We start from the raw sequence: 24,805 nt of genomic DNA on the forward strand, positions 1-24,805 counted from the left end.
TGTTCCCTTTTTCCCACAAAAGCAATCAGTGCGCGGTAATCAGGTCAAGGATCACAGCGTCGGCCAGGCGGCGTCCCTCGGCCGTCAGCCGGAGCTCAGGGGTGTGTCCGGCCACCAGTCCCCGTCCCCTGCGCTCCTCGAGCAGCTCCTCCTGCTTCTCCGAGAGGGTATAGCCGTAGCGGTCGGCCAGCTCCTCACGGGAAACTCCCACGCGGGTTCGCAGGCCCATCATAATGCGCTCCTCGGCCAGCTGCAGGGGCGAAAGCGACTCGGTGAGCTGCGGGTCGGGCTCGCCGGTAAATCGGCGCTCCAGGTAGCTGCCCAGATTGGCCTCCCACTCCCAGCGGCGCGCCCCGTCCCCGTCCCACCAGAAGGAATGGGCGGCCGGTCCCATGCCCAGGTAGTTGGCGTGCTCCCAGTAGCGGCTGTTGTGCACGGCCTCACGGCCCGGGCGACTGTAGTTGCTCACCTCGTACTGGTGCAGGCCCGCCTTTTCCAGGCGTTCGCGCACCCGTTCGTAGTGTTCGGCCACCGTCTCGTTTTCAGGCTCGGCCACCCTCCCCAGATCCACCGCCTTGCCCAGGCGCGTGCCGGGCTCCACCGTGAGGGCGTAGGCCGAAACGTGCGGGGGTTCAAAGTCCAGCAGCAGGTCGAGGTCCGCCGCCAGCTCCCTGAGGGTCTGCCCCGGATTCCCGTAGATGAGGTCCACCGTAAACGATCCGAAGCCGGTGTCGCGCAGGGCCTCCAGGGCCTCCAGGGCCTCGTCGCGGCTGTGGGCGCGGTTCATAAATTCGAGCAGAGCGGGCTGGAAGGACTGCACCCCCATGCTGGCGCGGGTGACGCCCAGGTCGCGGAGCGCGCGGAGGTAGGGTCGGGTGACGTCGTCGGGGTTGAGCTCCATGGTGCACTCCTCCAGGCGCAGCTCGAAGGTCTCCCGAAGGGCCCCGAAGACGCGCGCCAGCCACTCGGGACGCATCAGCGAGGGGGTGCCGCCCCCCAGGTAGAGGGTGCGTACGGGCGGTTCGGCGAAGGGGGTGCCGCGGTAGGAGCGTATCTCCCGCAGCAGCGCCTCCACGTAGTCTTCGCGCGCCCCCTTGCGCGTGACAAAATAGAAGTCGCAGTAGGAGCAGGCCTGTTTGCAGAAGGGAATATGCAGGTAGATGCCGCTCATGGCGGAGGCCGTGGACTTCAGTGCATTCGGGCGATCAGTCGCGCGGCTTGTAGAAGGGATTCTCCTCGTAGGTGTCCTTCTGCATGTAGGCGCGGCTGTATTTCACGTAGTTGGAGGCGTGTCTGCCGATGGAGGCGAGCTCCTTGTCGGTCAGTTCGCGCTCGCGCCGCACCGGGCTGCCCATGTAGAGGTAGCCGGACTCCAGGTGCTTGCCCGGAGGTACCAGGCTGCCCGCAGCCACGATCACGTCGGAGTCGATGACGGCCTCGTCAAGTACGGTGGCATGAATGCCGATGAGCACGCGGTCGCGGATGGTGCAGCCATGGATCATGGCGCTGTGCCCGACGGTCACCTCGTCGCCTATGCGGGTGGGACCGGTCTGGTTCATCACGTGGATGCAGGTGTTGTCCTGCACGTTGGACCGGCTCCCGACCTCAATCCAGTTGACGTCGCCGCGGATGGTCACGTTGAACCAGACGCTGCTTTCGGATCCCAGCGTCACGTCGCCAATGAGGTCCGCGCTGGGGGCGACGAAGACGCTCTCGTCGTAGCCCGGTTCGCGGTTCAAAAACTGGTAGATCATTGCGACTGCACCTCGTCGAGGTAGCCCTGGATCACCTTGCGGAATTCCTCGAAGGTGGAGGGGGGCGTCTCCAGCATGGTGCCGTTGATGATGAAGGTGGGAGTGGCGTTCACGCCCATGTTCTGTCCCTCGCGTTTCTCCTCCATGACGATGCGCTGCGTCTCGGCGGCGTTCAGGTCGTTGCGGAACTGTGCCATGTCCAGCCCGATCTCACGGGCGTAGCTCATAAATATGGGCTGGGGATTGGGGGAGGAGGACCAGCGCTGCTGTCCCTCGAAGAGCTTGTTGTGCATCTCCATGAACTTGTCCTGGTTGCGGGCCGCCTGGGCGGCGCGGGCCGACAGGGCCGCATACTGGTGGCTGTTCAGGGGGAAGTACTTGTAGTTGATGTGCAGCTGCTCGCCGAACTCCTCCTTGAGTTTCTGGACAATGGGATGGAAGTAGGCGCAGGCCGGACACTGGTAGTCGCTGTATTCGGTCATGACCACCGGAGCCTCCGACTCGTCTTCCTCCTGGGCCTGGACCGACGCAGGCGCGAGCATCAGCCCGAGAAAGATGGCCATCAGGCCGGTGAGCAACCCTTTTCTAACGCATTGAGTAGTCTTCATGGAATCTCCTGTTTGTGGGCATTGGCATTCGGCAGAGGTGGAACATACAAGTTTCCCGGCTGGGATGCAGTATCAGGCGCCCGTCATTTCGTAGTGGGCGCGCACCACTCCGGCGAGCACCTCCAGGGCGCGGTCGAGCTGCCCCTCGCCGGTTTCCTTTCCAAAGGACAAACGGATAAACTCCCGCGCTTCTTGTGCCTCGTATCCGAGGCGGGTCATCGTGTGGGGAGGCTTGCCGGTACCCACCGTACAGGCGCTTCCGGTGGAGATGGCCACGCCCTTGCGGTTGCACTCCAGCATCAGGTACTGTCCCTCCATGCCCGGCACCCGCAGCCCCACCAGTCCCGGGAGCCCCTCTTCCGGCTCCCCTTCCAGGCTCACCTCGAAGGGCAGCGCCCGCAGCCCCTTCAGCATTCGCTCATGGAGCGCGCGCAGGCGGCGGTCACGTTCATCGCGCTCCTCTTCGGCTTCCCGGAGGGCCGCCAGGAAAGCCGCGACGGCCGGCGCGTCGAGGGTGCCCTGCCGAAATCCGTTCTGCTGTGTGGCTCCAGGCATCACGCCTTTCCAGTTTACCGAGGGATCCATCCACACCGCCCCCAGTCCTTTGGGACCGTAAAGCTTATGCGCCGAAACCGATACGGCCGACAGTCCCATGCGTGCCGCCTCCACCGGAATCTTCCCGAATGACTGCACCGCGTCGGAGTGCAGGGGCACGCCGGCCTCCCGCGCCGCCTCGCCCAGCTCCTCCAGGGGCTGCACCACCCCCAGTTCGGGGTGGGCGTGGTGCACGGTCACCAGGCCGGTCTCCGGCTGCAACATCCCCCGCAGGTCCTCGGGGTCCACATAGCCCCTGCGGTCCACCGGCAGGTAGTCGACCGCGCAGCCCTCCTCCTCCAACAGACGCAGGGTGTTGCGCACACAGGAATGCTCAATGGGGGAGGCGACCACGTGCCGGCGATCGGGCGTGCCTTTCAGCAGGGAGCGCAGGGCAAGCTCGTTGGCCTCGCTCCCGCTGCCCGTAAAGAAAACGCCCCGTGCCCGGTCGGGCACCCCGAGCATGCCGGCCAGGGCCTCCCGCGCTTTCTCAACCACCCGGGCAGCCGTGGAGCCCGGGTCGTGGATGCTGGAGGGATTGCCGTAGTAACGTTTGGCCACTTTGCGGTAGGCCTGCAGGGCGCCCTCGGACATGGGGGTCGTGGCGGCGTAGTCGAGGTAGATCATCTTTTCCATTCGCTTGCGAAAATGCCTATTTTGGAGGCCTTTAATATAACCAAATCCCGCGACCGTACGCATCGCGGCCCGCCGGCCGCCCCGGATCATGAACCGCATTTCCCTCATTCAACTTATTGACCGCGCCCTGGAGGAGGATCTCGGTTTCGGTGACGCCAGCAGCAACGGCGTATTTCCCCCATCCCACCGCTCAGCCGTACGCTTTACGGCCCGCGATGCGGGTACGGCCGCCGGCATTCCCCTCATAGGCGAAGTCTACGGCCGCATGGACAAAGACATCCGCATCGAGACGGCGGCGGCCGACGGCGACCGTCTGGAGGAGGGCGGGCTCATCGCCCGGGCCGAGGGACCCACCGCAACCCTGCTGCAGGGCGAGCGGGTGATTCTGAATTTCCTGCAGCATCTGTGCGGGGTAGCCACCGCCACCCGCCGCGCCGTGGACGTGCTGGACGATCCCTCCATACGGGTGTGCGACACGCGGAAAACCCTTCCCGGCCTGCGCATGCTGCAGAAGTACGCGGTGCGCTGCGGCGGGGGTTTCAACCACCGCTACCGCCTGGATGGCGGCGTGATGATCAAGGACAACCATATTGCGGCCTGCGGAAGCATCGCCGAGGCGGTGCGCCGCGCCCGAGGGCGGGTGGGTCCCATGACCCCCGTCGAGGTGGAGACGGAGTCCCGCGAGCAGGTGCTTGAGGCGGTTGAGGCGAAGGCCGACATTATCATGTTTGACAACCGCTCCCCGGAGGAGGTGCGCGCGTGGATACCGCTGGTACCCGAACACATCGCCACCGAGGTATCCGGTGGCATCACCCCGGAGTCCATCGGCCGCTACCGCGGCTGCGGGGCCGATTACATCTCACTCGGCTGTCTCACCCATTCAGTGAAGGCCCTGGACATCCACCTTAACCTCTTGGATTCCAATACCTGATTGGCGCTGCTTTCACTACCGTATCGGCCGGAGGACGACATGGACGCGGCGCTCGATTTTCTGGAACAGGATGCCGAAGTCGCCCTTCCCGACCGCTACCGCGAAATGGACGAGGAGGAACTGGGCGGACGCGTACACGAGATCAAGAAGGCCTTCGGAGAGCGGCTTTTCATCCCCGGCCACCACTACCAGAAGGAGGAGGTGATCCGCTACGCCGACGCCCGGGGCGACTCCCTGAAACTGGCACAGATCTCCGCCGGCAACAAAGAGGCGGAGTTCATCGTCTTCTGCGGGGTGCACTTCATGGCGGAGACGGCGGACATGCTGACAGGCGAGAGCCAGAAGGTAATCCTGCCGGACCTGCGCGCCGGCTGCTCCATGGCCGACATGGCCACCATCGACCAGACCGAAAAGGGCTGGAGGATCCTGCAGGAGACCTACGGCGACACCATCCTACCGCTCACCTACGTCAATTCCACGGCGGCCATCAAGGCCTTCGTGGGCAGCCGCGGCGGCGCCACAACCACCTCCTCCAACTGCGCGGATATCATCGAATGGGCCTTGGGCAAGAAGGAGCGCATCCTCTTCCTGCCCGATCAGCACCTGGGACGCAACACCGCCTGGGAGCTGGGCATCCCGCTGGAGGAGATGGCCGTATGGGATCCCATCGAGGAGCGCCTGTCCTGCGAGGGCGACCCGCAGAAAGCGCGGGTGATCCTCTGGAAGGGGCACTGCTCGGTACACGAGAAGTTCAGCGTCAAGCACATCGAAAACCTGCGGGAGCGTCACGACGACGTCAACATCCTGGTGCATCCCGAGTGCACCTGGGAGGTGGTACAGGCCTCCGACTACGCCGGCTCCACCAGCTTCATCATCGAGACCATCGAGGAAGCTGAGTCCGGCTCGCGCTGGGCCATCGGCACCGAAATGAACCTGGTGAACCGCATTATACAGGAGCACCCCGACAAGGAGATCGTCTCCCTCAACCCCTTCATGTGTCCCTGCCTGACCATGAACCGCATCGACCTCCCCCACCTGCTCTGGTCCCTCGAAAAGCTGGAGCAGGGCGAGGTGGTGAACCGCATAACGGTGGACCCGGAGACGACCGAACAGGCGCTGCTGGCGCTGAACCGCATGCTGGAGCTCTCCTGATCCCGCTCTATCCGTCGCCGAAAATCTCCGCTCAGGTATCCGCGCGCCAGCGGGTCTGCCAGAAATAACCGATAAGCAGAAAGACCGACCCGGTGCCCATGAATAGCAGAATGCGCCAGACGGCCGGCAGCTGCGCCAGGTCCAGCAGCAGCATCTTGGCCACCAGCAGCAGGACGGCGGACATGCCTCCCAGCCTCAGCCAGCTTCGTCCGCCGGCAAAACCGCCTATCAACAGCACGGCGGCGTAGGCGCCCCAGGCCAGAGAGGCCCAGGCTTGTCCATCGGCCAGTGCGTTGCATTCGTGGTAGAGCCAGCCCAGGGCCAGCAGGTGGGCGGCCAGCCGGTACAGATTGCGCTGTGAGACCCGGGACATGGCCGGCGGAGCAAGAAGACCGGCGCCCAGCACCACGCCCGCTCGCGCCAGCGCATCCGGTCCCACGAAGGGAACGGTGCCGGACACCTGCGCGGTGAGACCCGCGGCCGTCCAGAGCATCGCCACAAAGAAAAGCAGATGTCCGCCGATCTTCATCGCACGGTCTTCCAGTCGCGCACCCAGGTGCCAGAGCAGCACGGCCTCGGCCGCCAGGGCGAGTAAGCTCCACGGCGCATCCAGCAGGGCCAGGGCGGCAAAGGCCAGCAACAGCAGTCCCGTCATGCTGTGGAAGATGGCCGGATAGCGGTGTCCCCGCTTACGCAGCTCATAATACAGCAGTGCGACGGCGGCCGATGCAGCCAGGGCCATATAGCCCATCTGTACCTCGCCCGCCTCCCACAGAACCGTCGAATAGAAGTAGACCAGCAGCGGAACCACCACCGCATAGGCCAGGGTGTAGAAGCGGACCAGCGCGGAGTCCTCGTAATGCCCGTGCCGGACCGTCCCGCTCACGCTGCCGTAGAGGGGAAGAAGCCAGTGGCTGCCCAGCGCCGCCAGGGCACCCGCCTGCAGCCACAGGCGCGGGTCCGTCTCCCCGCCAGACATAAGCACGCCGGTATCGGCAAAGCCCATCACGAGCAGGGAGGCCATGCCGGCCGCCGGTATCCAGTACATGGTCCGCCACTGCTTGTACCAGTAGATGACAGAGGAGGCGGCCAGCAGCATGACCCCGTAGAGTACCAGTCCTGCCAGGCTCCCCTCCGGCGAATAGAGCATGAAGGGCGTACCGAATCCCCCTATCATACCGGCCAGCGAGAGCACCACCACGTCCTGCCTGAGCGACAGCATCAGGGCCAGGGCGGTGACGCCCATCATGAAAACCCAGAGCCAGACGCCGGGAATGAAATCGTAGAACTGGTAGGTGGCGAAGCCGGTGATGTAGAGTGCGGCGATACCCCCTCCCATCAGCAACTGGCTGAGGGTGGAGTCGTCGTTCATGCGCAGGCCGGTGACCAGCAGCAGTCCCCCCGCCGCGGTCCCGATGGCCGAACGCACCGGCGGCACCAGCCAGCCCTGGTCGATGGAATACTTGAAAAGAAAGGCCAGCCCCAGCAGGAGGAGTCCAAGTCCGATGCGGTTGAGCCACTGCTCTCCGGTGAAACGCGAAAGGGCCTCGCCCAAGCCTTCGGTCCACGTCGTCTTCGCGCGCGAGGTTGACTGTCCGCGCGGTTCACGTCGGGAGGCGGCTCCTCCATCCTCCAATTGCTGCTCCAATTCGCGCACGCGAGACTCCAGTTCCTCCATCCTGCGCTCCATCCCACGGCTCTTATCCGATGTGCCCATAGTCCCCGTATTCCTGGTTTTCCGTCTGGTGTACGTCAGCCAGAAGGCAATCTACAGGCATTCGGGTAAAATCCAAAGTCTGCCTTCCTCCGCCTGATTTGTACCATGGGTTTTGTATAATGGGGCCAAAGACGAATCACAATTTCACCGTATGAGCAAGCAAGAGGCATCCTTCCACGCCCTGGTGGTCCGTGAACAAAACGACGGCACCTTCACGCGCTCAGTCGAGGAGCGCAGCCTGGGCGACCTCCCCGACCACGACGTGCTGGTCCGCGTGCATTACTCGGGCCTGAATTACAAAGACGGCCTCTCCGCCTCCGGCGACAAGGGGGTCACGCAGGTCTTTCCCAATACGCCTGGCGTGGACGCCGCGGGGGTGGTGGAGGCGAGCCGCGACGAGCGGTTTTCGGAGGGCGACAGGGTGATCGTGACCAGCTACGACCTGGGGCAGAATACACCGGGCGGCTTCGGTCAGTACATCCGTGTGCCCGGCGACTGGATCGTACCGCTGCCTGAGGGACTCACCCTCAAGGAGAGTATGATCTACGGTTCGGCGGGATTCACCGCCGCCTACGGGGTGCACAAGATCAGGCACAACGGCACGCTTCCCGAGGACGGACCCGTGCTGGTTACCGGCGCTACCGGGGGTGTGGGCAGCTTTGCCGTAGCCTTGCTTTCCCTGGAGGGCTACCGCGTCACCGCCGTCACCGGCAAGAGCGGCCAGGGCGGGTTTCTAGAGATGCTTGGCGCAGAAGAGGTAGCCGGGCGCGAACTTGTTCAAGACACTTCCGGCAAGCCGCTGCTGTCCAGTACCTGGGCGGGAGTGGTGGATACCGTCGGGGGAGAAATGCTCGATACAGCCATCCGCCAGGCCCGGCACAACGCCACCGTAACCTGCTGCGGGAATATACTGGGAGGCGACCTCAACACCAGCATCTATCCCTTTATTCTGCGAGGAGTGAGCCTGTTGGGCATCGATTCGGGCATCTGTCTGATGCCCATGCGCAGGACCCTCTGGAACCTGATGTCGGATAAGTGGAAGCTGCCGCAGCTGGAGGAAATGTACCGCGAGGTAGGCCTGGACGGGCTGAATGTGCAGATCGACCGCATCCTGGAAGGCGGTCAGGTGGGAAAAGTGCTGCTCAACCTGAAGGACGGCTAGGCGGTTTTGCCAAGCTGTATGCTCTCGGTACCGTTCTCGGCGCCGTAGATTTCGGTGCTGAGCGCCTTCTCAAAAGGTACGCGGAGATCGTGCAGGGTGATGGGCTTGACCAGGTAGTCGGAAAAGCCGGTCTTCTTGGCCCGCTCGTAGTTGAAGCGGTCGGAGTTCCCCGAAAGGTAGATGACAGGCACATCGGACTGCGTGCGGATCTGCTCCATGGTCTCGATGCCGTCGAGTTCACCCTTCAGCACAATGTCCATGAGTATGACGTCGGGGCTTTGCTCATGCATATGACGGATGGCGTCCTCGCCGTTGGTTGCCTTGGCCACAACCTCGTAGCCCAGTTTCTTGACCAGACGTTCCTCAACCATGGACAACAGCATGTCGTCTTCGACAATAAGTACCTTCTTTTCGCTTGCGTTCTTCATGGAAATCCTGCCTTTAAAAACTCTGCCGCCCCCTCTTTACGAAGGGTAGAAAATATTTGCCTGAAAGTATTAAGAATTCTTAATCTTTCATAGCGGTTTTTGACCAATCTCGACGGGCCGCTTGGCGACCTGAAGACAGCCATAACCGTATTGGCGGTTTGGTTGCTACGTATGCTATGTATCGGCAGGAGTTAGGATATCTTAACTTTATTTCTGGAAAATCTTGTCGAGACAGGCAAATATACCGAGGTGGTTTTTGCGGCAGTCATGTGATGTCACCCGCAGGCCGAACCGGGTCAGGGACTTTCAGATCCTGCCTGCCATGGAATAGGCCAGCGCCTTGTGTTTCTCACGATAAGCCTCCAGGTAGGCCTTCTTCATGTCATCGGAAAGAAAGCTGTGCCGTGTCATCGACCGCACCTCCTCCTCATGGGACAGCATGTGCCGCAACTGATTTTCCACACGGCTCTCCAGCAGTCCAATCCGCAGGCCGAAAGCGTGAAAGTCGTCGTAGGCGTAAAAACCGTTGGCCTCATAACTCTCCGTGTAATAGTCACCCTTGAACAGCCCGTCCCTCAGGGCCAGGGGGGAATCGTCCACATGGAGCCGGGTATTGACCAGATCGTAGGCCGGACTCAGCTTATGATCCCCCTGCCCGGTTTCTATGACCGAATAGTTCTTCAAGTGGGCATCCCCGTTGGAGAAGAGGTAGTTGAACAAAACCAGAGAAAAAAACTTCTCCTTTTCCACCATGGCCGCCGGGAGATAAGTATCGATGAGTCCGGCCATCTCCTCATAGCTCCCCTTGTACTTGAAATCCGGACCCTCCGTTTCGGCCGTCTTGCCAGCAAGAGTTGCGAAATCTTCCGTACCGATCTTGACGCTATCTTCGCCAACGTCAAATCGCCGGGTGAGGTAGGCAGGATCCCCGTTCCTGAAAAAGATCAAGGCGCACTCGGCCGTTTCGATGCCGTATAGCTGCCGTGCGATCTGCATGGTCAGGTGTTCGTTCGCCGGAACCTGGTCTGCTTTCTGGAGATCCCTGGGTATGGGCTTCAGAATATATGTGCCCTGCTCCCCCTCCTCGGTCAGTCGAAGCCCGTCTTTATCCAGCAGCAGCGAGACCTTTTCCTGGACTCCGGAGATGGAAAGACGTTTCCTATTTTGCTGGAACTTCTCGGCATCCTCCTCGCTCACCTCGGGCGGATGGTAGGGCAGGATATGGCTCACTTTCTTTCCGCCAAACATCCTTTTCAGACAGGTGGGGCTGTAGGTGTCGAAGCCTTTCGACAGCGTGCCCGGACAATATAGAATTTCAGGAAGGCTCATGAGGCGTTGTCGCCTGCAGGTTTCACGGTCACCGCGCCTATGGTATCGAAGTGGGCCGTCGCCAGGAGAAGGTCAAAATAGTTGCGCTCGTCGATCTTCAGCTGCCTGGCCTGGAACTTCCTGTTGGCCCCCTCGGCCAGCATGTTGTAGAAAAACGGAAAGAGATGATCGGACTTGTGGATCTTCCTTGTCTTCGGCAGGGTCAGGCTAACGGGCGGCTTGCCGGGATCGCGGTACCACCGGTCGTCGTATTCAAATTCATAGGTTCCCCTGTCGTACTGCCTGAGCATACCTACCCGCGCGCCATTGCGATATACCACGGCCATTTTCATGAGGGCCGCCCGGGACTCTTGACACGAAGAATAAGCTCCATGCCCAGGATGTCCGCAATTTTATGGAGCACCCTGAGTGTTGGATTTGCCTGCCCCGTCTCAATTTTATAAAGCGTATTTACGCTGATGTCCGCCATCTCCGCCAGATCGGACTGCGTGATATCCAGGGTATCCCTGCGCTTTTTGATGCTATTTCCGATTTCAGAGAATGACATTATAGTGTGATTTTTGGCTTTCACCCAGGTCTCCGATGCCGTAATATACGAAATTTCACATTTTATTGTGAAATTGCTTGAATTAAATAGGTCAGATGGGTTGAATTGCCAATTAATCACATTTTAATGGGAAAACCATTAAAAAACCCCTGCACGACACGGAGCCGGGCAGGGGTTTTACAAGCGTGGGACCGGGCGGAATCGAACCGCCGACACCATGATTTTCAGTCATGTGCTCTACCGACTGAGCTACAGTCCCGTGCTTTAAGAGTTGCCAAATATAAGGGCTTTTGCCCTTTATACAAAGAGATTGCCACCTTCAGGCGAGCTGATTTTCCTCCACCTGCACGTCCTTGAGGTGGATCTGCAGACTTCGTTTGCCCCTCCAGTAGTTCTCCTCCAGCGAGTAGGCGATGTGGAGCGATTGCTGCTCCGGGGACGAATCGCGGATGACCGGCAGGTATTCGTGCAGGTTGAAGCCGATCACGTCAAACACGCCCGAACCGTTCTGGGCCACCTTCATCTTCAGGTGACCCTGTCCCACGATGGTGGGTATGCCGACCACCCGCACGTCGCGGCTCACAAAAGTGGGCTGCCGGTTGCCGGGTCCGAAGGGCTCGAATTGGCTGAGCAGTTTCCAGAAGCGCAGGTCCACGTCGCTCAGGTCGAGCTCGCTGTCAACCTCCAGCTCCGGCTTGAAATCCTCCTCACTGAGGTTGCCGGATGCGATTTCGTCGATGCGCCGGCGGAACTCATCCAGGTTTCCCTCGCGGATGGTCATACCCGCCGCGTACTCGTGTCCCCCGTACTGCTCCAGCAGGTCCTCGCACTGCTTGAGCGCCTCATAGATGTTGAACCCCTTAATGCTGCGTGCCGAGCCCTTGATCTTGCCGTCCACCGAACTGAGCATGATGGCCGGCCGGCCGTAGGCGTCCACCAGCCGGGAAGCCACAATACCGATCACCCCCAGGTGCCAGTCGGGGTCGTGCAGCACCATGGAGGATATTTTCTCGAGGTTGTACTCGCGCTCCACCTTTTCGACGGCCTCCTCCATAGTCCGGGTGTCGGTATCGCGGCGCTTCACATTAATGCTCTCCAGCTCGCGGGCCCGCTCCCGGGCCTCCACCGGGGTGTCTGAGATAAGCAATTTGACCGCCTTGGCGGCGTCGCCCATGCGACCGGCTGCGTTGATGCGCGGACCGATGGAGAAGATGATATTGGAGGTGCTCACCGATCCCGGCTTCATGTCGATCAGGTCTAGGAGCGCACGGATGCCGATGCGCGGCTCTTCGTTGATCTGCCGCAGACCCTCGTGCATCATCACCCGGTTCTCGTCCTGTATGGGCACGATGTCGGAGGCGATGGAGATGGCGACCAGGTCCAGGAACTGGTAGGCCACCTTCTCCCCCAGACCCAGTGTCTTGAGGGTGCCCTGCACCAGCTTGAAGCCCACGCCGGCACCGGATAGTGCCTTGAAAGGATAGCTGCAGTCCCTGCGTTTGGGGTCCAGCACCGCGGCGGCCTCGGGCAGCTCATCGCCCACATTATGGTGGTCGCAGATGATTAGGTCAATGCCGTGCTCGCCGGCAATGCGCGTCTCCTCCACGGCGGTGATGCCGCAGTCCACCGATACAATCAGGTCGAAGCCGTTATCGATGGCATACTGCACGCCCTCGATGTTGATGCCGTAGCCCTCCTTGTAGCGTTGCGGAATGTAGTAGTCCACGTCCACCCCAAAATCATCCAGGAAAATGTAGAGGATGGAAGTGGCGGTGGTACCGTCCACGTCGTAGTCCCCGTAAACAAGAATCTTCTCTCCCGAGCGGATGGCCCTGGCGAGGCGTTCGGTGCCGCGATCCATATCCTTCATCAGGAAGGGATCGTGCATCATCCCCAGATCGGGCCTGAAAAAGGTTTTGGCTTCTTCATAGCTGTGGATGCCCCTGAGGGCAAGCAGGCGGGCGATGGTCTGGGGTACGCCCAGATTCTCCCGGAGCTCGGAAACGGACTCCTCCCGTTCCGGCTCTTCGTAGACCCAGCGAAATGGCATAGTTGGCTGTTTGGTTGTTTTTTATCACGAAGAGACCGCCGGCGGTCAGGCCGTCCGATCAGCGCGGCTGCGCAGTTTTGCAGCCGGAATTTGCTAACTGTAAGTAATCAATAAAGCGCGAAAAAATACAGCCTAATTAGGATTATCTAAGGCTTATCAGCACCCTGCGGCAGCCACCATAAAGGCCTCCTGCGCCCGTTCCAGCGGGGAAATATCCGGAGCCCCCAACTACTAAAAGTGCCTTTTTTTCGTTAAATTTGTCGGGCTTTGCCCTTTGTAATACAGCTCTAACGATTTTAATCACCGATGTAATGGAATCAACCACCGTGAACTCCGCAACGGCCGAAGAACTTGAAGAGCATTTTCCCATATTCGGCAAACTGCAGTCCTACGAACACGAACAGATCGTCGTCTGCTCCGACCCCGAAACCGGGCTGAAAGCCATCATCGCCATTCACGACACTACGCTGGGACCGTCCCTGGGCGGCACCCGCATGTGGCCCTACAACAACGAGGAGGAAGCGCTGCGCGACGTGCTTCGCCTCTCGCGCGGCATGACTTACAAGGCCGCCATCTCCGGGCTGAACCTGGGCGGCGGCAAGGCGGTGATCATCGGCGATCCGCGGACCGACAAGAACGAGGAGCTGTTCCGCGCCTTCGGCCGCTACGTGGACACCCTCGGGGGACGCTATATTACCGCCGAGGATGTGGGCATTGACGTGCAGGACATGGAGTGGGTCAACATGGAGACCAAGTACGTCACCGGCATTCCCAAATCCATCGGCGGAAGCGGCGATCCCTCGCCCGTCACCGCCTACGGGGTCTACATGGGCATGAAAGCCTGCGCTAACAAAGCCTACGGCAGCGACTCCCTGGAGGGCAAGCGCATTGCCGTGCAGGGCGCCGGACACGTGAGCTCCTACCTGGTTGAGTTCCTCGCCAAAGAGAATGCCGAGATCTTTATCAGCGACATCTACGAGGACAAGGTAGCCGACCTGGCCGAAAAGGTGGGCGCCACGGTGGTCGACCCCGACGGGATTTACGGCCTGGACGTGGACATCTTCAGTCCCTGTGCGCTGGGCGGCGTGGTAAACGACGACACCATGGACACCTTCAACTGCGATATCATCGCCGGCGGCGCCAACAACGTGCTGGACGAGGAGGACAAGCACGGGCAAATGCTGATGGACCGCGACATTATTTATGCCCCCGACTACGTGATCAACGCGGGGGGACTGATCAACGTGGCTTCCGAGCTTGAGGGCTACAACGAGCAGCGGGCCCACGACAAGGCCTCGCGCATCTACCAGGTGATCCTGGACATCCTCAACTACTCCGAGGAGAATGATATGCCCACCTACGTCGCCTCCAACATCCTGGCCGAGAAGCGCATCGAAAAGGTGGGCCGCATCCACCGCGTCTACTCCTCCAAGAGCAGTTTTTCGGGACACATCGGAGACATGTACCGGGCCAAGGGATAGCTGCCAGACCTGCCATGCTTACCAGAGAAGAGTTTGAACATCGCGACCGCCTGATCAAGGGCTTGACCGAAGACGGCCATTTCAAAGTTTCCGTGGTCAAGACCAGCGACGCCGTGGAGACTGCGCGTCAAAAGCACGAGTTATCATTGCTGAACACGGTGCTGCTGGGACGCGCCCTGACCGGCACCATGCTGATGGCCTCCGAGCTGAAGGGCGAGGAGCGCGTGCAGCTCCGTGCCGAGGGCGACGGTCCCGTAGGCATGGTGGTGGCCGAGGCCAACCGCGTGGGCGAGATACGCGGCTACGTGCAGCACCCGCAGGTGGAGCTCGACTACACCCGCGATGAGGCGCACCTGGGCGAGGGACTGGGCCTGGGACTTCTGACCTTTTCAAAGACGCTCTACAACGAGTCGGAGCCGCGCCGGAGCACCATCGAGCTGGTTCGCGGCAACATCACCGACGACATCGCCTTCTACATGGTGCAGTCGGAGCAGGTGCCTTCGGCGGTGATCCTGGACGTGGGACTTAATGACGACGGCTCGGTGTCGGAGGCGGGCGGCATCCTCATCCAGCGCTTGCCCGACGCGCCGGAGGGACACATCGACCAGCTGCAGGAGCGTCTGCGCGATTTCGGTCCGTTGAATGAGATGTTCCGCAAGGGTCTCTACATCGACGATATTATGGAGAAGGCCATGGAGCCCATGATGGTCAAGGAACTGGACCGCCAGCCCCTCGATTTCTTCTGCCGATGCACCCGCAAGCGCTTCATCGGGGCCCTCAGCATGCTCAGCTACGAGGAGCTCAAAGAAATCGACGACGGGGGACAGGAGCTGGTATGCCATTTCTGCAACGAGCACTACCAGGTCTCCCCGGGCGAGATCGAAGACATCCTCGTGCAGGCCAAAGCCAGGATGAACTGACATGGCACAGGCGTCCCGACATGTGGTGATCGTGGGCGGTGGATTCGCCGGGATCATGGCCGCCAAAAAACTGCGGGGACGAGACTGCCGGGTGACGCTGGTCGACAAGACCAATCACCACCTCTTCCAGCCCCTCCTCTACCAGGTGGCCACCGCCGCCCTCTCGCCCGGCGACATCGCCATGCCCATCCGCGCCATCCTGGGCAGTGATTCGGGCGTGCGCGTGCTTCTGGGAGAGGTGAGCTCGGTGGACCCTGAAGCCGGGACCGTGCAACTGGCCGACGGAAGTTCCCTGGCCTACGACCAGCTGCTGCTGGCGCCGGGCGCGCAATACGACTATTTCGGCAACGAGTCCTGGGAGGAACACGCCCCGGGCCTGAAAACGGTCTCCGACGCCCTGCAGGTGCGCGAGCGCATCCTGCTCTCCCTTGAGGAGGCCGAGCAGCTGGACGACCCCAAGCTGCGCGAGCCCTTCCTCACCTACGTGATCATCGGCGGGGGACCCACGGGCGTGGAGATGGCGGGGGCCATTGCCGAAATTGCCAAGCGCAACATGATGCGCGACTACACCACCTTCTCGGCCAACGAGACCCGCATTTTCCTGGTGGAGGCAGGCCCGCGCATCCTGAATGGCTACCCCGAGCATCTTTCGGAGAAAGCGCGGCAGACCCTGGAGGAGATGGGCGTTCGAGTCCTGCTCGACACCCCCGTCACCGAAATCGGCGAGAACCGGGTGGGCTTCGGCAAAGGGGAGATCGAGACCCCCAACATCATCTGGGCCGCCGGAGTGGCGGCCTCCCCGGTACTGGATTCCCTCGGAGCCGAACAGGACCGCACCGGCCGTGTACACGTGAATTCCGACCTGAGCCTGCCCGGACACCCGGAGATCTTCGTGGCCGGTGATGCGGCCTGCGTGGAGGACGAAGACGGACAACCCCTGCCCGCCCTGGCCCCCGTGGCCATGCAGCAGGGCCGGTACGTGGGAAACATCCTGGCCCAACAAATTCCCTCGGAAGAACGTACGCCCTTTCGGTACAAGGATAAGGGCACCATGGCCACCATCGGCCGGGCCAAGGCTGTGGCCGATATCCGCGGCTTTACCTTCAGCGGTTTTGCGGCCTGGATGCTCTGGTCTTTCATCCACATATTCTTCCTGATCGGCTTCCGCAACCGCTTCAGGGTCTTCGTGGAGTGGATCTGGTTCTACTTCACCTTCAAGCGGGGGGTTCGGCTTATCACCAACCGCTTTTCGGAGGAGGCAGACGACCGAAGGAACCAGGGCACCCCGGAGGCCGGGAAGGCCTGATACACGCCGGCCCTGCACTCCCTTTTCGTAAGGCGCTCCGTTATCCTATATTAAAGCCCTAATACCAACCAATCCGCCGCCATGGGCAGCTACGACGAACAGGACCTCAAGCGCATCATCAAACGCGCCGCCGAACTGCAGAAGCGCTCCGGAGGACCCGACAGTCTTTCGCGTCCTCATACGGAGCTCTCGCTGGACGAAATCCAGGATATCGCCCGCGAAATGGGCGTATCACCCGACTTCGTACGCGAAGCAGCCCTGGAATACGAGGGCATACCCGTAGAGGAGCCCCTGGCCCTGGACACCGGCGACAAATACAGGAAAGAGATGATCTCCTTTGTGAAGGGGGAGTTGGACCAGAAGACCTGGGCGGAGATGCGCTCCATCATCGAATACCACTTCGACGCGCCCGGCAAGGTGATCCGCCGGCCCAAAGGCATTAAATGGAAGGCTCAGCCCAAGGGTATCTCCAAATGGCTGGCCACCCGCAAATCGCCCGAAGTGGAGGTGAAGAGCTCCGGAGGACAGACCTCCATACGCATCCGCAAAAGCCTGAAGACCTACCAGAAGCTTACATGGCCGGCCTGGTTTTTCGTCGGCGTGGCCTTTATGGTGTTCTCCATCATGCTCACCGAAGGTCCCGGCGGGGACGATGTGATCGGTATCATGATGGGTATCGCCGCCTCGCTGGGCGCGGCCCAGCTGTTCAGGAAATGGGCCCAGCGCAAGGTGCGCAAGGCGGGTGAGGAGCTCCGCGAGGCGATGGAGCAGCTTCAGACCATCGTGGCACGCCGTTTCCGGGCGGGAAGTCCTTCCCGGGAGCAGGGACGCCGGCCCGCAACCGAACTTCCGGATCAGGCCGAAGGTACACACGACATCGAGTCAGGTACAGAGGATTCCTCCGCCGGGCGATCTCCCGAGGAGGAGCCGCGGGGGGGCGACTCACGCCTGCAGAACGTACTCAGAGAGACCCCGAAGGACGAGGAAGAAGAGGATGCAGGAAGCGGCTCCGGTTCGGTGAAAAGCGGGAAAGAGAAGAGCCGAAGTTAACGTCGGGACACTAGGTCGCAAAAGAGGTGCCGCAGCCACAGGTCTCGTTGGCGTTGGGATTGTCAAAGGTGAAGCCGCGGGAGTCCAGGCCGTCGGGATAGTCAATTGAAATGCCTTCCAGGTACATCATGTGCTTGGGATCCACCACAATCTGCACACCCTCGCTTTCCAGGATGCGGTCCTCCTCGCTTTTGTGGTCGAAGCCCAGCTTGTAGCTCAGTCCCGAACAGCCTCCTCCCTCCACAGCCACGCGCAAATAGAGCCCCTCGTCCAGATCTTCCTTTTCGCGGATGCGCCGGACCTGTGAGGCGGCGCGTGATGTAAGCCGTACGGGAGGCCCCTCCAGGTCGCCACCGCCTGAGGTGTCAATGCCCTCAAAGGGGGAGGCGGTCTGCTGTGCGGCGTCCTGCTCCTCTCCGTCCTCGTCGATCAGGTCGGCGATGACGTCGTCCAGTTGTTCGTCTCCGTCTTGAACGGCCATATCAGTTGCTTCTGCGATTTTGGCTATTCACATTTCCGTGAAAAGCTATAATAATCAATATCGTCCTTTGAAAACAGATTCAGGATGCCGGCGCTCACCAGGTTCACCAGGATGCCGGAGGCCTTTTCGTCAGACACATCGGTCAGATGTGCGAATTTCTCAACGGTAATTTCGCCGTATTCATTCAGGTAGCGGAAGAGTTTCTGCTCATTGGGACCGTATTCAAAGGTGACCCCCTCCCCTGAATGCTTCTTTTCGAGTACCTCGATACGCTCGCGGCTGGCCACCTTGTTGCGGTCCCCGTCACGAATATAGGCCACCCGGCCCCGCTCCTCCTTGACGAAGACCGGCTTGTTCCCAGCCTCAGGCACACGGATCACCAGCAGATCACGCTCTCCGAACTGCACCACCTCCATGCCGATCTCCAGGGCAGGGTCGCACACCTCGCGGGCGGCCTTCTGCAAAAGGAACTCCTCTTCCTGATAGCCATCCACGCCGATCAGCGAACAGTCGTCGTCCACGCCCACCAGAAGAGTGCCGCCACCCGAGTTGGAAAACGCGGCAAGCTCGCGGGCGATCTTTACTGCGGAAGGTACGGAGCGCTTGAACTCCAGGAAGTGACCCTCGCCCCGCTGCGCGAGATTCTGGACATCCAGGTAGTCCATCTGGGAGATTGCAGCCGTGGAATGGGAGTCTGAATACATGGGTGTCACCTTGGCTGAATGGTTCGAATTCCTAAACTACGCCGCTCTCCTCTCCACAACGAATAAACCTGCGGTATGGTCTCCTAAATGAGAATTTCCTCTTTGGGATTGCGTGTCATCAGGTCGTAGAGCAAGTCCTTCGGATCGGCCTCGTCAAAGAGCACCCGGTAAACTGCGGCGGTGATGGGCATCTCCACGCCCAGCTCGTTACTCCACTCGTACACCGACCGCGTAGTCCTGACGCCCTCGGCCACCATGTTCATGCCGGAAGTAATCTCGTCGAGGGTCTTGCCCTGGCCGATGTGATAGCCGACGAACCGGTTACGGCTGTGACGGCTGGTGCAGGTCACCACCAGGTCGCCAATGCCGGTGAGCCCGGAAAAGGTATCCTGGGAGGCGCCCAGCTTCATCCCCAGACGCTTCATTTCATGGAGTCCCCGGGTAATGAGTGCGGCAATGGCGTTGTCGCCCATATCAGCCCCGTCGGTGATGCCTGCCGCGATAGCCATGATATTCTTGACCGAGGATCCAATTTCCACACCCATGATGTCGTAGTTCAGGTAGATCCGGAACATGGGTGTCATGAAGGTCTGCTGTATGATGCGGGCTGTACGCTTGGAATAAGAGGTGGATACCACGGTGGTGGGACGAAAGGTGCCGATCTCCTCGGCGTGACCCGGTCCCGAAATCACCCCGATATGGTCCTCCACGATCACCCCGTCCAGCACCTCGCAGAGCACCTGCGACATGGTCATGTAGGTGGCGTTCTCAATGCCCTTGGCTACGTTGACGATAAACTCATCGCCCTTCAGGTGGGGACGCACCCGTTCGGATACCTCGCGTATGGCGTGCGAGGGTGTGGCAAAAACAACCATGCCCGCTTCCGAGAGGCACTCGGCCAGGTCGGTGTAGCAGACCACCGAGTCGGGGAGGGTGACCTCCTCCAGGTACCAGGGGTTTCGGTGGCGGTTGTTGATGCCGTAGGCCACCTCCGACTCGCGTGCCCACATGCGCACGCGATTGCCTGCGCGCGACAGCACCACCGCCAGGGCGGTGCCGAAGCTGCCGGCGCCTATGATGGCCACCTTTCGGGCTTCGCGTTCTTCGTTCACGTCTGGGAGGTTTTTTCTTTCTCCTTGTTAAGCCAGCCCTTCGCCGGCTTAAACGAAGAGACCCTGTTTTCCGTGCCCCGGGCCAGGCGACGGATGTTGCCGTAATGCTTGACGATAATGCTCAGTCCGATGAATCCCCCGAATATGAGCACGCTCCCGTCTATGGGCCAGCCGGCCCCATAGCGCAGGCCCAGCAGGAGCAGGGGATAGATGAAGGCGGCCACCAGCGAGGCCAGGGAGACGTAGCGGCTGGAAAGCAACACCACGCAGAAGACGGCGAAGGTGATGGCCACTGAAACCGGCTCGATGCCGGTGAGCATGCCGGCGGCCGTGGCCATGCCCTTGCCCCCGTCAAAATTTGCGAAGAGGGGAAACATATGACCCACCACGGCCACCACCCCGCAAAGAATACTCAGAAAGGGGTCTACGTCCCAGTAGGGAATAATGGAAATGGGTCCGCCGGCAATCTGGTAGGCCAGCTGGCTTACCCAGAAGGAGGCGGCGTAACCCTTGCCGAAATCGATAAGCAGCACCGCCACCCCGGGCTTCCATCCCAGCAGGCGGAAGGTATTGGTAGCCCCGGCGTTGCCGCTGCCGTGGCTGCGGATGTCCACGCCCTTGAACACCTTTCCCACCCAGATGGAGGATGGGATGGAGCCCAGCAGATAGCTGATAACGATGACGACGGCAAGTGCGAGCATGTCTTAGGGAAACTGGTCTGTGTGATGCCCTGTGTACGGTGCATGCAATATAAGGGATTGAGCCGGAACCCGTAGGCACTTTTCATAAATAGGGAATTCCTCAGACGTGCTTCTCGGCGTGGTAGGAGGAGCGCACCAGCGGGCCGCTTTCGACGTGCTCCAGTCCGAGTTCCTCACCTACCTCCTTGTACTCGGCAAACTGGTCGGGATGCACCCACTCCTCGACAGGGTGGTGCATCTTGGTGGGCTGCATGTACTGGCCGATGGTCAGCACGTCCACCTCGTGGTCCACGCAGTCCTTCATCAGCTCAACCACCTCATCGGGGCGTTCGCCCAGTCCCACCATAATGCCGGTCTTGGTGCGCAGGCCCTGGTCCTTGCAGCGCTGCAGCAGTTCCAGGGATCGCCCGTACTTGGCCTGGGGACGCACCGTGCGGTAGAGCCGGGGCACGGTCTCCAGATTATGGGAAAGCACGTCGGGGGGCGTATCAATGACAATCTGCAGGGCGTCCCAGACGCCGCGGAAGTCGGGGATGAGCGATTCGATGGTGACCCCCTCGATCTCCTCGCGCAGCACGCGGTGGCACTCGGCATAGATGGGAGCGCCGCCGTCGTCACGCTCGTCGCGATTCACGGAGGTCAGCACCACGTGTTTGAGTCCCATTTTACTGGCTGCGTCGGCCACGCGCCGGGGCTCGTCCCAGTCCAGCCCTTCCTCCGGACGGCCTGTCTTGACCGCGCAGAAGGAGCAGGAGCGCGTACAGACGTCGCCCAGGATCATGAAAGTGGCGGTGCCGTTGCCCCAGCACTCGCCGATGTTGGGGCAACGCGCCTCCGAACAGACGGTGTTGAGGGAGTGATTCCGGATCGTTTCCGATACCTCCTTGAATTTCTCTCCGGAGGGAAGCTTCACGCGCAGCCAGTCGGGCCGACGCTCGTCGGTACCGCTGCGGTCAATGACCTTGAGTTCTTTAATCATAAAACGGTTCTCAGAATATTAGGAATGCTGCGTGTGCGCGGCCCCTGCAGGTGCCTTCTTAAGATAGGAAAATTGCGCCTCCAGTTCAGGCAGCGTGCGTACCCTTTCGGTGCGCACCTCGAAGACCTCGGCGAAGTGGACCAGCAGACGCTCCTTCACCTCGGCGGGATCCACCTCCCGTCCAAGCAGCGCCTGCAGGCTGGTGACCTCCTTGTCGGTGATTCCGCAGGGCACGATATGGCCGAAGTAGTCCAGGTCGGTGTTCACGTTGAGGGCGAAGCCGTGCATGGTCACCCAGCGCGAGCAGCGTATGCCCATGGCGCATATCTTGCGCTCGCCCGTCCAGACGCCGGTAAGTCCCTCGATACGGCCGGCCTCGATGCCGTAGTCGCCGCAGGTGCGGATAATTACCTCTTCCAGCAGGCGCAGGTACTTGTGGATGTCGGTGAAATGCCGGTCGAGGTCCAGGATGGGATAGCCCACGATCTGTCCCGGCCCGTGGTAGGTGATGTCGCCGCCCCGGTCGATCTCCACAAACTCGGCGTCGATCTCGGCCAGCTCCGCCATGCCTTTCAGCAGGTGGGCCTGGTCGCCGCTCTTGCCCAGTGTATAGACGTGGGGATGCTCCACAAAGAGCAGCACGTCGTTGCCGGAACCCTCGCGCCGCCCCTTTTTCTGGTCGATAAGCCGCTGCTGCACCGCCGCCTGGAAATCCCATACCGGGCGGTAGGGGGCGTGTCCCAGGTCGTATACCTCGACGGTCTTCATGCCGGTCGGGCCTTACTTCTTCTTGGGCTTGCTGCCCAGGTGCACGCCCTCGCCGTAGGCCTCGGCCACAGCCTCCATGACGGCCTCCGACATGGTGGGGTGCGGGTGCTGGGCGGCAATAATTTCGTGGCCCGTGGTTTCCAGGTCGCGGGCCACCACGGCCTCGGCGATGAGTTCGGTGACGTGGGCGCCGATCATGTGACAGCCCAGCCACTCGCCGTACTTGTCGTCGAAAATGACCTTTACAAAGCCCTCCTCATGTCCCAGTCCCGCCGCCTTGCCGCTGGCCGAAAAGGGGAACTTGCCCACCTTGATATCGTAGCCCTCCTCTTTGGCCTGCTCTTCGGTGTAGCCGACGGAGGCGATCTGAGGCTCACAGTAGGTACAGCCGGGAATGTTGTTGTAGTCGATGGGGAGGGGATCCTCGCCGGCCATCTTCTCCACGCAGTGAATGCCTTCGTGGGAGGCCTTGTGGGCCAGCCAGGGTGCGCCAGCCACGTCCCCGATGGCGTAGATGTTCTCCACGCTGGTCTGGTAGGTGCTCTTGTCCACCTCGATGGTGCCCTTCTCATACTTGACGCCGATCTCGTCGAGGCCGATGCCCTCCACATTGCCGGTGACGCCCACAGCGGAGAGAACCACGTCGGCGTCCACGGTTTCGGTAGAATCGTCCCCCGCGTCCTTGATGGTCACCTTCACGCCGCCCTTCTTCTTCTCCACCTTGTCCACCGTGCAGCCGGTGCGGATGTCCATGCCCTTCTTCTTGTAGATCTTGCCCAGCTCCTTGCCGATATCCTTGTCCTCTACGGGTACCAGGCTGTCCTGGAGCTCCACAAGCGTGACCTCGGTGCCGATGGAGTGGTAAAAGTAGGCGAACTCCACCCCGATGGCACCGGCGCCGATGATGACCATTTTCTTGGGCTGCTTCTCCATCTTCATGGCTTTCTCGTAACCGATGATGGCCTCATTGTCGATCTCCAGGCCGGGCAGCTCGCGGGGGCGCGCGCCGGTGGCAATGATAAACTTGTCGGCCTTGATCTGCTCAAGGGTCTTGCCGTCCTCGTCCTCTACCTTAATCTGGCCGGCGGATTCAAAGACGCCCTTGCCTTCAAAAACCTCAATCTTGTTGGCCTTCATCAGAAACTGCACGCCTTTGCTCATCTTGTCGGCTACGTTCCGGGAGCGCTTGACCATGCCCTCGAAATCGGCGGAGTATCCCTCCACCTTCACGCCGTAATCAGAAGCGTTGGCAATGCTTTCGTACACCTCGGCCGAGCGGAGCAGCGCCTTGGTGGGTATACAGCCGATGTTCAGGCAGACCCCGCCCAGGTGACGTTTCTCGACAATTGCCGTTTTAAATCCCAGTTGCGAAGCGCGGATGGCCGCCACATAGCCGCCAGGTCCCGATCCGATTACACAGAGGTCAAATTCTTTAGCCATGAGTCCGTTTTTTCCAGTTTATTAGGGAAGTTCTGCGCTGTTAAAAAGGCGCTCTAAGTTAAGCATAATAGGTGGAAGGTGAAACGGACATCGGGGCGGAACAATTCCTCCCGCCTGCCATTCAAAGGCTTTGAACGCCAATACCAACAAAGCACCACAGCACAAGATGAACATCATTTTGAAGAAACTCACAGCACCCGTAGTACTGCTCTGCATGAGCCTGGCCCTGGCCTCCTGCCTGGACAGCACCTCTTCCTCCGACGACGACGGGGAGGCCTTCAACCACCAGCGCAATCCCGGCACCTCGGCCGAGGCTCTGCTGAGAGACAGCACCTATACCTCCCTGGCTGTGGAAGTGGACTACATGCCGGGACACGAACCGACCTCGGAAGCCCTAGACAGCCTGAAATCTTTCCTTGAGCAGCGTCTCAACAAGAGCAATATCACCGTCCGCACGCCCACAGAAATCCCTACCGGCGGGCAGCAGGCCTACTCCGCCTCCGACGTGCGCGACCTGGAGGCCGAGCACCGCAACAACACGACCAGCGCGAGCAGCAGCACGCTTGAGGCCTATATCATTATCGTGGACGGCGAGTACACCGAATCCAACGTCCTGGGCATCGCCTACTACAACACTTCCACGGCCTTCTTCGGACCCACCATTCAGTCGGCCAGCTCGGGCGTGGGAGCACCCTCACAGCAGAAAATCGAGGGTACGGTTTTCCGACACGAGTTCGGGCACATCATGGGACTGGTGGGCGTGGGCACGCCCGTGCAGGCCTCCCACCAGACGGGCGACGGTCAGCACTGCAACCGGGACGGCTGCCTGATGGAGCCCTCCGTGGAGACCACCGATTACTTTGCGAACCTGTTCGACGGAGACATTCCCAACCTGGGTTCCTACTGCATCAATGACCTGCAGGCCAACGGCGGGAAGTAGGGCCTGAGTGTTGGG

General features: G+C 60.9%; 25 protein-coding genes and 1 tRNA gene. 8 read left to right on the forward strand and 18 right to left on the reverse strand.

From position 1 onward, the window contains the following. Positions 1-25: 25 nt before the first annotated feature. The 4 genes from hemW to U5K31_07390 form a co-directional block, all read right to left on the reverse strand. On the reverse strand, positions 26-1,171 hold the full coding sequence (gene hemW, locus U5K31_07375) for a radical SAM family heme chaperone HemW (protein ID MDZ7772543.1): 1,146 nt from the start codon (positions 1,169-1,171) through the stop codon (positions 26-28). Between the two features lie 34 nt (positions 1,172-1,205). Further along, the gene (locus U5K31_07380) at positions 1,206-1,754 is read right to left on the reverse strand and encodes a gamma carbonic anhydrase family protein (protein ID MDZ7772544.1); all 549 of its coding nucleotides are present in this window, start codon (positions 1,752-1,754) and stop codon (positions 1,206-1,208) included. After that, a complete protein-coding gene (locus tag U5K31_07385; protein MDZ7772545.1) occupies positions 1,751-2,362 on the reverse strand; it encodes a thioredoxin domain-containing protein in 612 nt (203 codons plus the stop codon). Before U5K31_07385 ends, U5K31_07380 begins: the two co-directional genes overlap by 4 nt. A 72-nt stretch (positions 2,363-2,434) precedes the next feature. Beyond that, positions 2,435-3,592 carry an IscS subfamily cysteine desulfurase gene (locus U5K31_07390; GenBank protein MDZ7772546.1) on the reverse strand — a complete coding sequence of 386 codons (1,158 nt, stop codon included), beginning with the start codon at positions 3,590-3,592 and terminating at the stop codon, positions 2,435-2,437. 88 nt (positions 3,593-3,680) lie between these two features. Here U5K31_07390 and nadC point away from each other — a divergent pair, with 88 nt between their 5' ends. Continuing rightward, a complete protein-coding gene (nadC, locus tag U5K31_07395; GenBank protein ID MDZ7772547.1) occupies positions 3,681-4,523 on the forward strand; it encodes a carboxylating nicotinate-nucleotide diphosphorylase in 843 nt (280 codons plus the stop codon). A 39-nt stretch (positions 4,524-4,562) separates the two neighbouring features. Next, complete coding sequence (nadA, locus tag U5K31_07400) at positions 4,563-5,675, forward strand: quinolinate synthase NadA (protein MDZ7772548.1); 1,113 nt, start codon at positions 4,563-4,565, stop codon at positions 5,673-5,675. A 31-nt stretch (positions 5,676-5,706) separates the two neighbouring features. On the opposite strand, the gene U5K31_07405 is transcribed toward nadA, so the two are convergent. Next, positions 5,707-7,392, reverse strand: coding sequence for a DUF2339 domain-containing protein (locus U5K31_07405; protein MDZ7772549.1), 1,686 nt, complete (start codon positions 7,390-7,392; stop codon positions 5,707-5,709). 151 nt (positions 7,393-7,543) lie between these two features. On the opposite strand from U5K31_07405, the gene U5K31_07410 reads away from it, so the two are divergent. Next, on the forward strand, positions 7,544-8,554 hold the full coding sequence (locus U5K31_07410; protein MDZ7772550.1) for a YhdH/YhfP family quinone oxidoreductase: 1,011 nt from the start codon (positions 7,544-7,546) through the stop codon (positions 8,552-8,554). On the opposite strand, the gene U5K31_07415 is transcribed toward U5K31_07410, so the two are convergent. The 6 genes from U5K31_07415 to recJ all read right to left on the reverse strand — a co-directional run bounded on the left by U5K31_07415 (position 8,551) and on the right by recJ (position 12,908). After that, positions 8,551-8,982 (reverse strand): response regulator, encoded by a 432-nt coding sequence (locus tag U5K31_07415; protein ID MDZ7772551.1) that lies wholly within the window; start codon positions 8,980-8,982, stop codon positions 8,551-8,553. The two genes, U5K31_07410 and U5K31_07415, sit on opposite strands and share 4 nt — an antisense overlap. Before the next feature lie 306 nt (positions 8,983-9,288). Continuing rightward, positions 9,289-10,311, reverse strand: coding sequence for a HipA domain-containing protein (locus U5K31_07420; GenBank protein MDZ7772552.1), 1,023 nt, complete (start codon positions 10,309-10,311; stop codon positions 9,289-9,291). Next, positions 10,308-10,631, reverse strand: coding sequence for a HipA N-terminal domain-containing protein (locus U5K31_07425; GenBank protein ID MDZ7772553.1), 324 nt, complete (start codon positions 10,629-10,631; stop codon positions 10,308-10,310). Before U5K31_07425 ends, U5K31_07420 begins: the two co-directional genes overlap by 4 nt. Before the next feature lie 8 nt (positions 10,632-10,639). Continuing rightward, the gene (locus tag U5K31_07430; protein MDZ7772554.1) at positions 10,640-10,858 is read right to left on the reverse strand and encodes a helix-turn-helix transcriptional regulator; all 219 of its coding nucleotides are present in this window, start codon (positions 10,856-10,858) and stop codon (positions 10,640-10,642) included. Positions 10,859-11,044: 186 nt separating this feature from the next. Beyond that, positions 11,045-11,117, reverse strand: a tRNA-Phe gene (locus U5K31_07435). A 60-nt stretch (positions 11,118-11,177) separates the two neighbouring features. Further along, positions 11,178-12,908 (reverse strand): single-stranded-DNA-specific exonuclease RecJ, encoded by a 1,731-nt coding sequence (recJ, locus tag U5K31_07440; protein ID MDZ7772555.1) that lies wholly within the window; start codon positions 12,906-12,908, stop codon positions 11,178-11,180. A 311-nt stretch (positions 12,909-13,219) separates the two neighbouring features. Here recJ and U5K31_07445 point away from each other — a divergent pair, with 311 nt between their 5' ends. The 4 genes from U5K31_07445 (at position 13,220) to U5K31_07460 (ending at position 17,665) form a co-directional block, all read left to right on the forward strand. Further along, positions 13,220-14,389, forward strand: coding sequence for a Glu/Leu/Phe/Val dehydrogenase dimerization domain-containing protein (locus tag U5K31_07445; protein MDZ7772556.1), 1,170 nt, complete (start codon positions 13,220-13,222; stop codon positions 14,387-14,389). 14 nt (positions 14,390-14,403) lie between these two features. Next, positions 14,404-15,309: an Hsp33 family molecular chaperone HslO gene (gene hslO, locus U5K31_07450; protein MDZ7772557.1), complete on the forward strand. Its 906-nt coding sequence runs from the start codon at positions 14,404-14,406 to the stop codon at positions 15,307-15,309. A 1-nt stretch (position 15,310) separates the two neighbouring features. Continuing rightward, entirely contained in the window at positions 15,311-16,615 is a 1,305-nt protein-coding gene (locus U5K31_07455) for an NAD(P)/FAD-dependent oxidoreductase (GenBank protein ID MDZ7772558.1), read from the forward strand. A gap of 81 nt (positions 16,616-16,696) precedes the next feature. Continuing rightward, complete coding sequence (locus U5K31_07460) at positions 16,697-17,665, forward strand: hypothetical protein (GenBank protein ID MDZ7772559.1); 969 nt, start codon at positions 16,697-16,699, stop codon at positions 17,663-17,665. 10 nt (positions 17,666-17,675) lie between these two features. On the opposite strand, the gene U5K31_07465 is transcribed toward U5K31_07460, so the two are convergent. The 7 genes from U5K31_07465 to lpdA all read right to left on the reverse strand — a co-directional run bounded on the left by U5K31_07465 (position 17,676) and on the right by lpdA (position 23,850). Further along, positions 17,676-18,146 carry an iron-sulfur cluster assembly accessory protein gene (locus U5K31_07465; protein ID MDZ7772560.1) on the reverse strand — a complete coding sequence of 157 codons (471 nt, stop codon included), beginning with the start codon at positions 18,144-18,146 and terminating at the stop codon, positions 17,676-17,678. A 23-nt stretch (positions 18,147-18,169) separates the two neighbouring features. Beyond that, positions 18,170-18,850: an ATP-binding protein gene (locus U5K31_07470; protein MDZ7772561.1), complete on the reverse strand. Its 681-nt coding sequence runs from the start codon at positions 18,848-18,850 to the stop codon at positions 18,170-18,172. A gap of 83 nt (positions 18,851-18,933) precedes the next feature. Beyond that, the gene (locus U5K31_07475; protein ID MDZ7772562.1) at positions 18,934-19,962 is read right to left on the reverse strand and encodes an NAD(P)H-dependent glycerol-3-phosphate dehydrogenase; all 1,029 of its coding nucleotides are present in this window, start codon (positions 19,960-19,962) and stop codon (positions 18,934-18,936) included. Further along, the gene (plsY, locus tag U5K31_07480; GenBank protein MDZ7772563.1) at positions 19,959-20,663 is read right to left on the reverse strand and encodes a glycerol-3-phosphate 1-O-acyltransferase PlsY; all 705 of its coding nucleotides are present in this window, start codon (positions 20,661-20,663) and stop codon (positions 19,959-19,961) included. Before plsY ends, U5K31_07475 begins: the two co-directional genes overlap by 4 nt. 100 nt (positions 20,664-20,763) lie before the next feature. Continuing rightward, positions 20,764-21,642, reverse strand: a complete 879-nt coding sequence (gene lipA / locus U5K31_07485) for a lipoyl synthase (GenBank protein MDZ7772564.1) — start codon at positions 21,640-21,642, stop codon at positions 20,764-20,766. 18 nt (positions 21,643-21,660) lie between these two features. After that, entirely contained in the window at positions 21,661-22,410 is a 750-nt protein-coding gene (gene lipB, locus U5K31_07490) for a lipoyl(octanoyl) transferase LipB (protein MDZ7772565.1), read from the reverse strand. A 12-nt stretch (positions 22,411-22,422) separates the two neighbouring features. Continuing rightward, positions 22,423-23,850, reverse strand: a complete 1,428-nt coding sequence (gene lpdA / locus U5K31_07495) for a dihydrolipoyl dehydrogenase (protein ID MDZ7772566.1) — start codon at positions 23,848-23,850, stop codon at positions 22,423-22,425. A 166-nt stretch (positions 23,851-24,016) separates the two neighbouring features. Here lpdA and U5K31_07500 point away from each other — a divergent pair, with 166 nt between their 5' ends. Further along, on the forward strand, positions 24,017-24,790 hold the full coding sequence (locus tag U5K31_07500; protein MDZ7772567.1) for a hypothetical protein: 774 nt from the start codon (positions 24,017-24,019) through the stop codon (positions 24,788-24,790). The last annotated feature ends 15 nt before the right edge of the window (positions 24,791-24,805 follow it).

It is taken from the genome of Balneolaceae bacterium (assembly GCA_034521445.1).
Lineage (GTDB): Bacteria > Bacteroidota > Rhodothermia > Balneolales > Balneolaceae > JAXHMM01.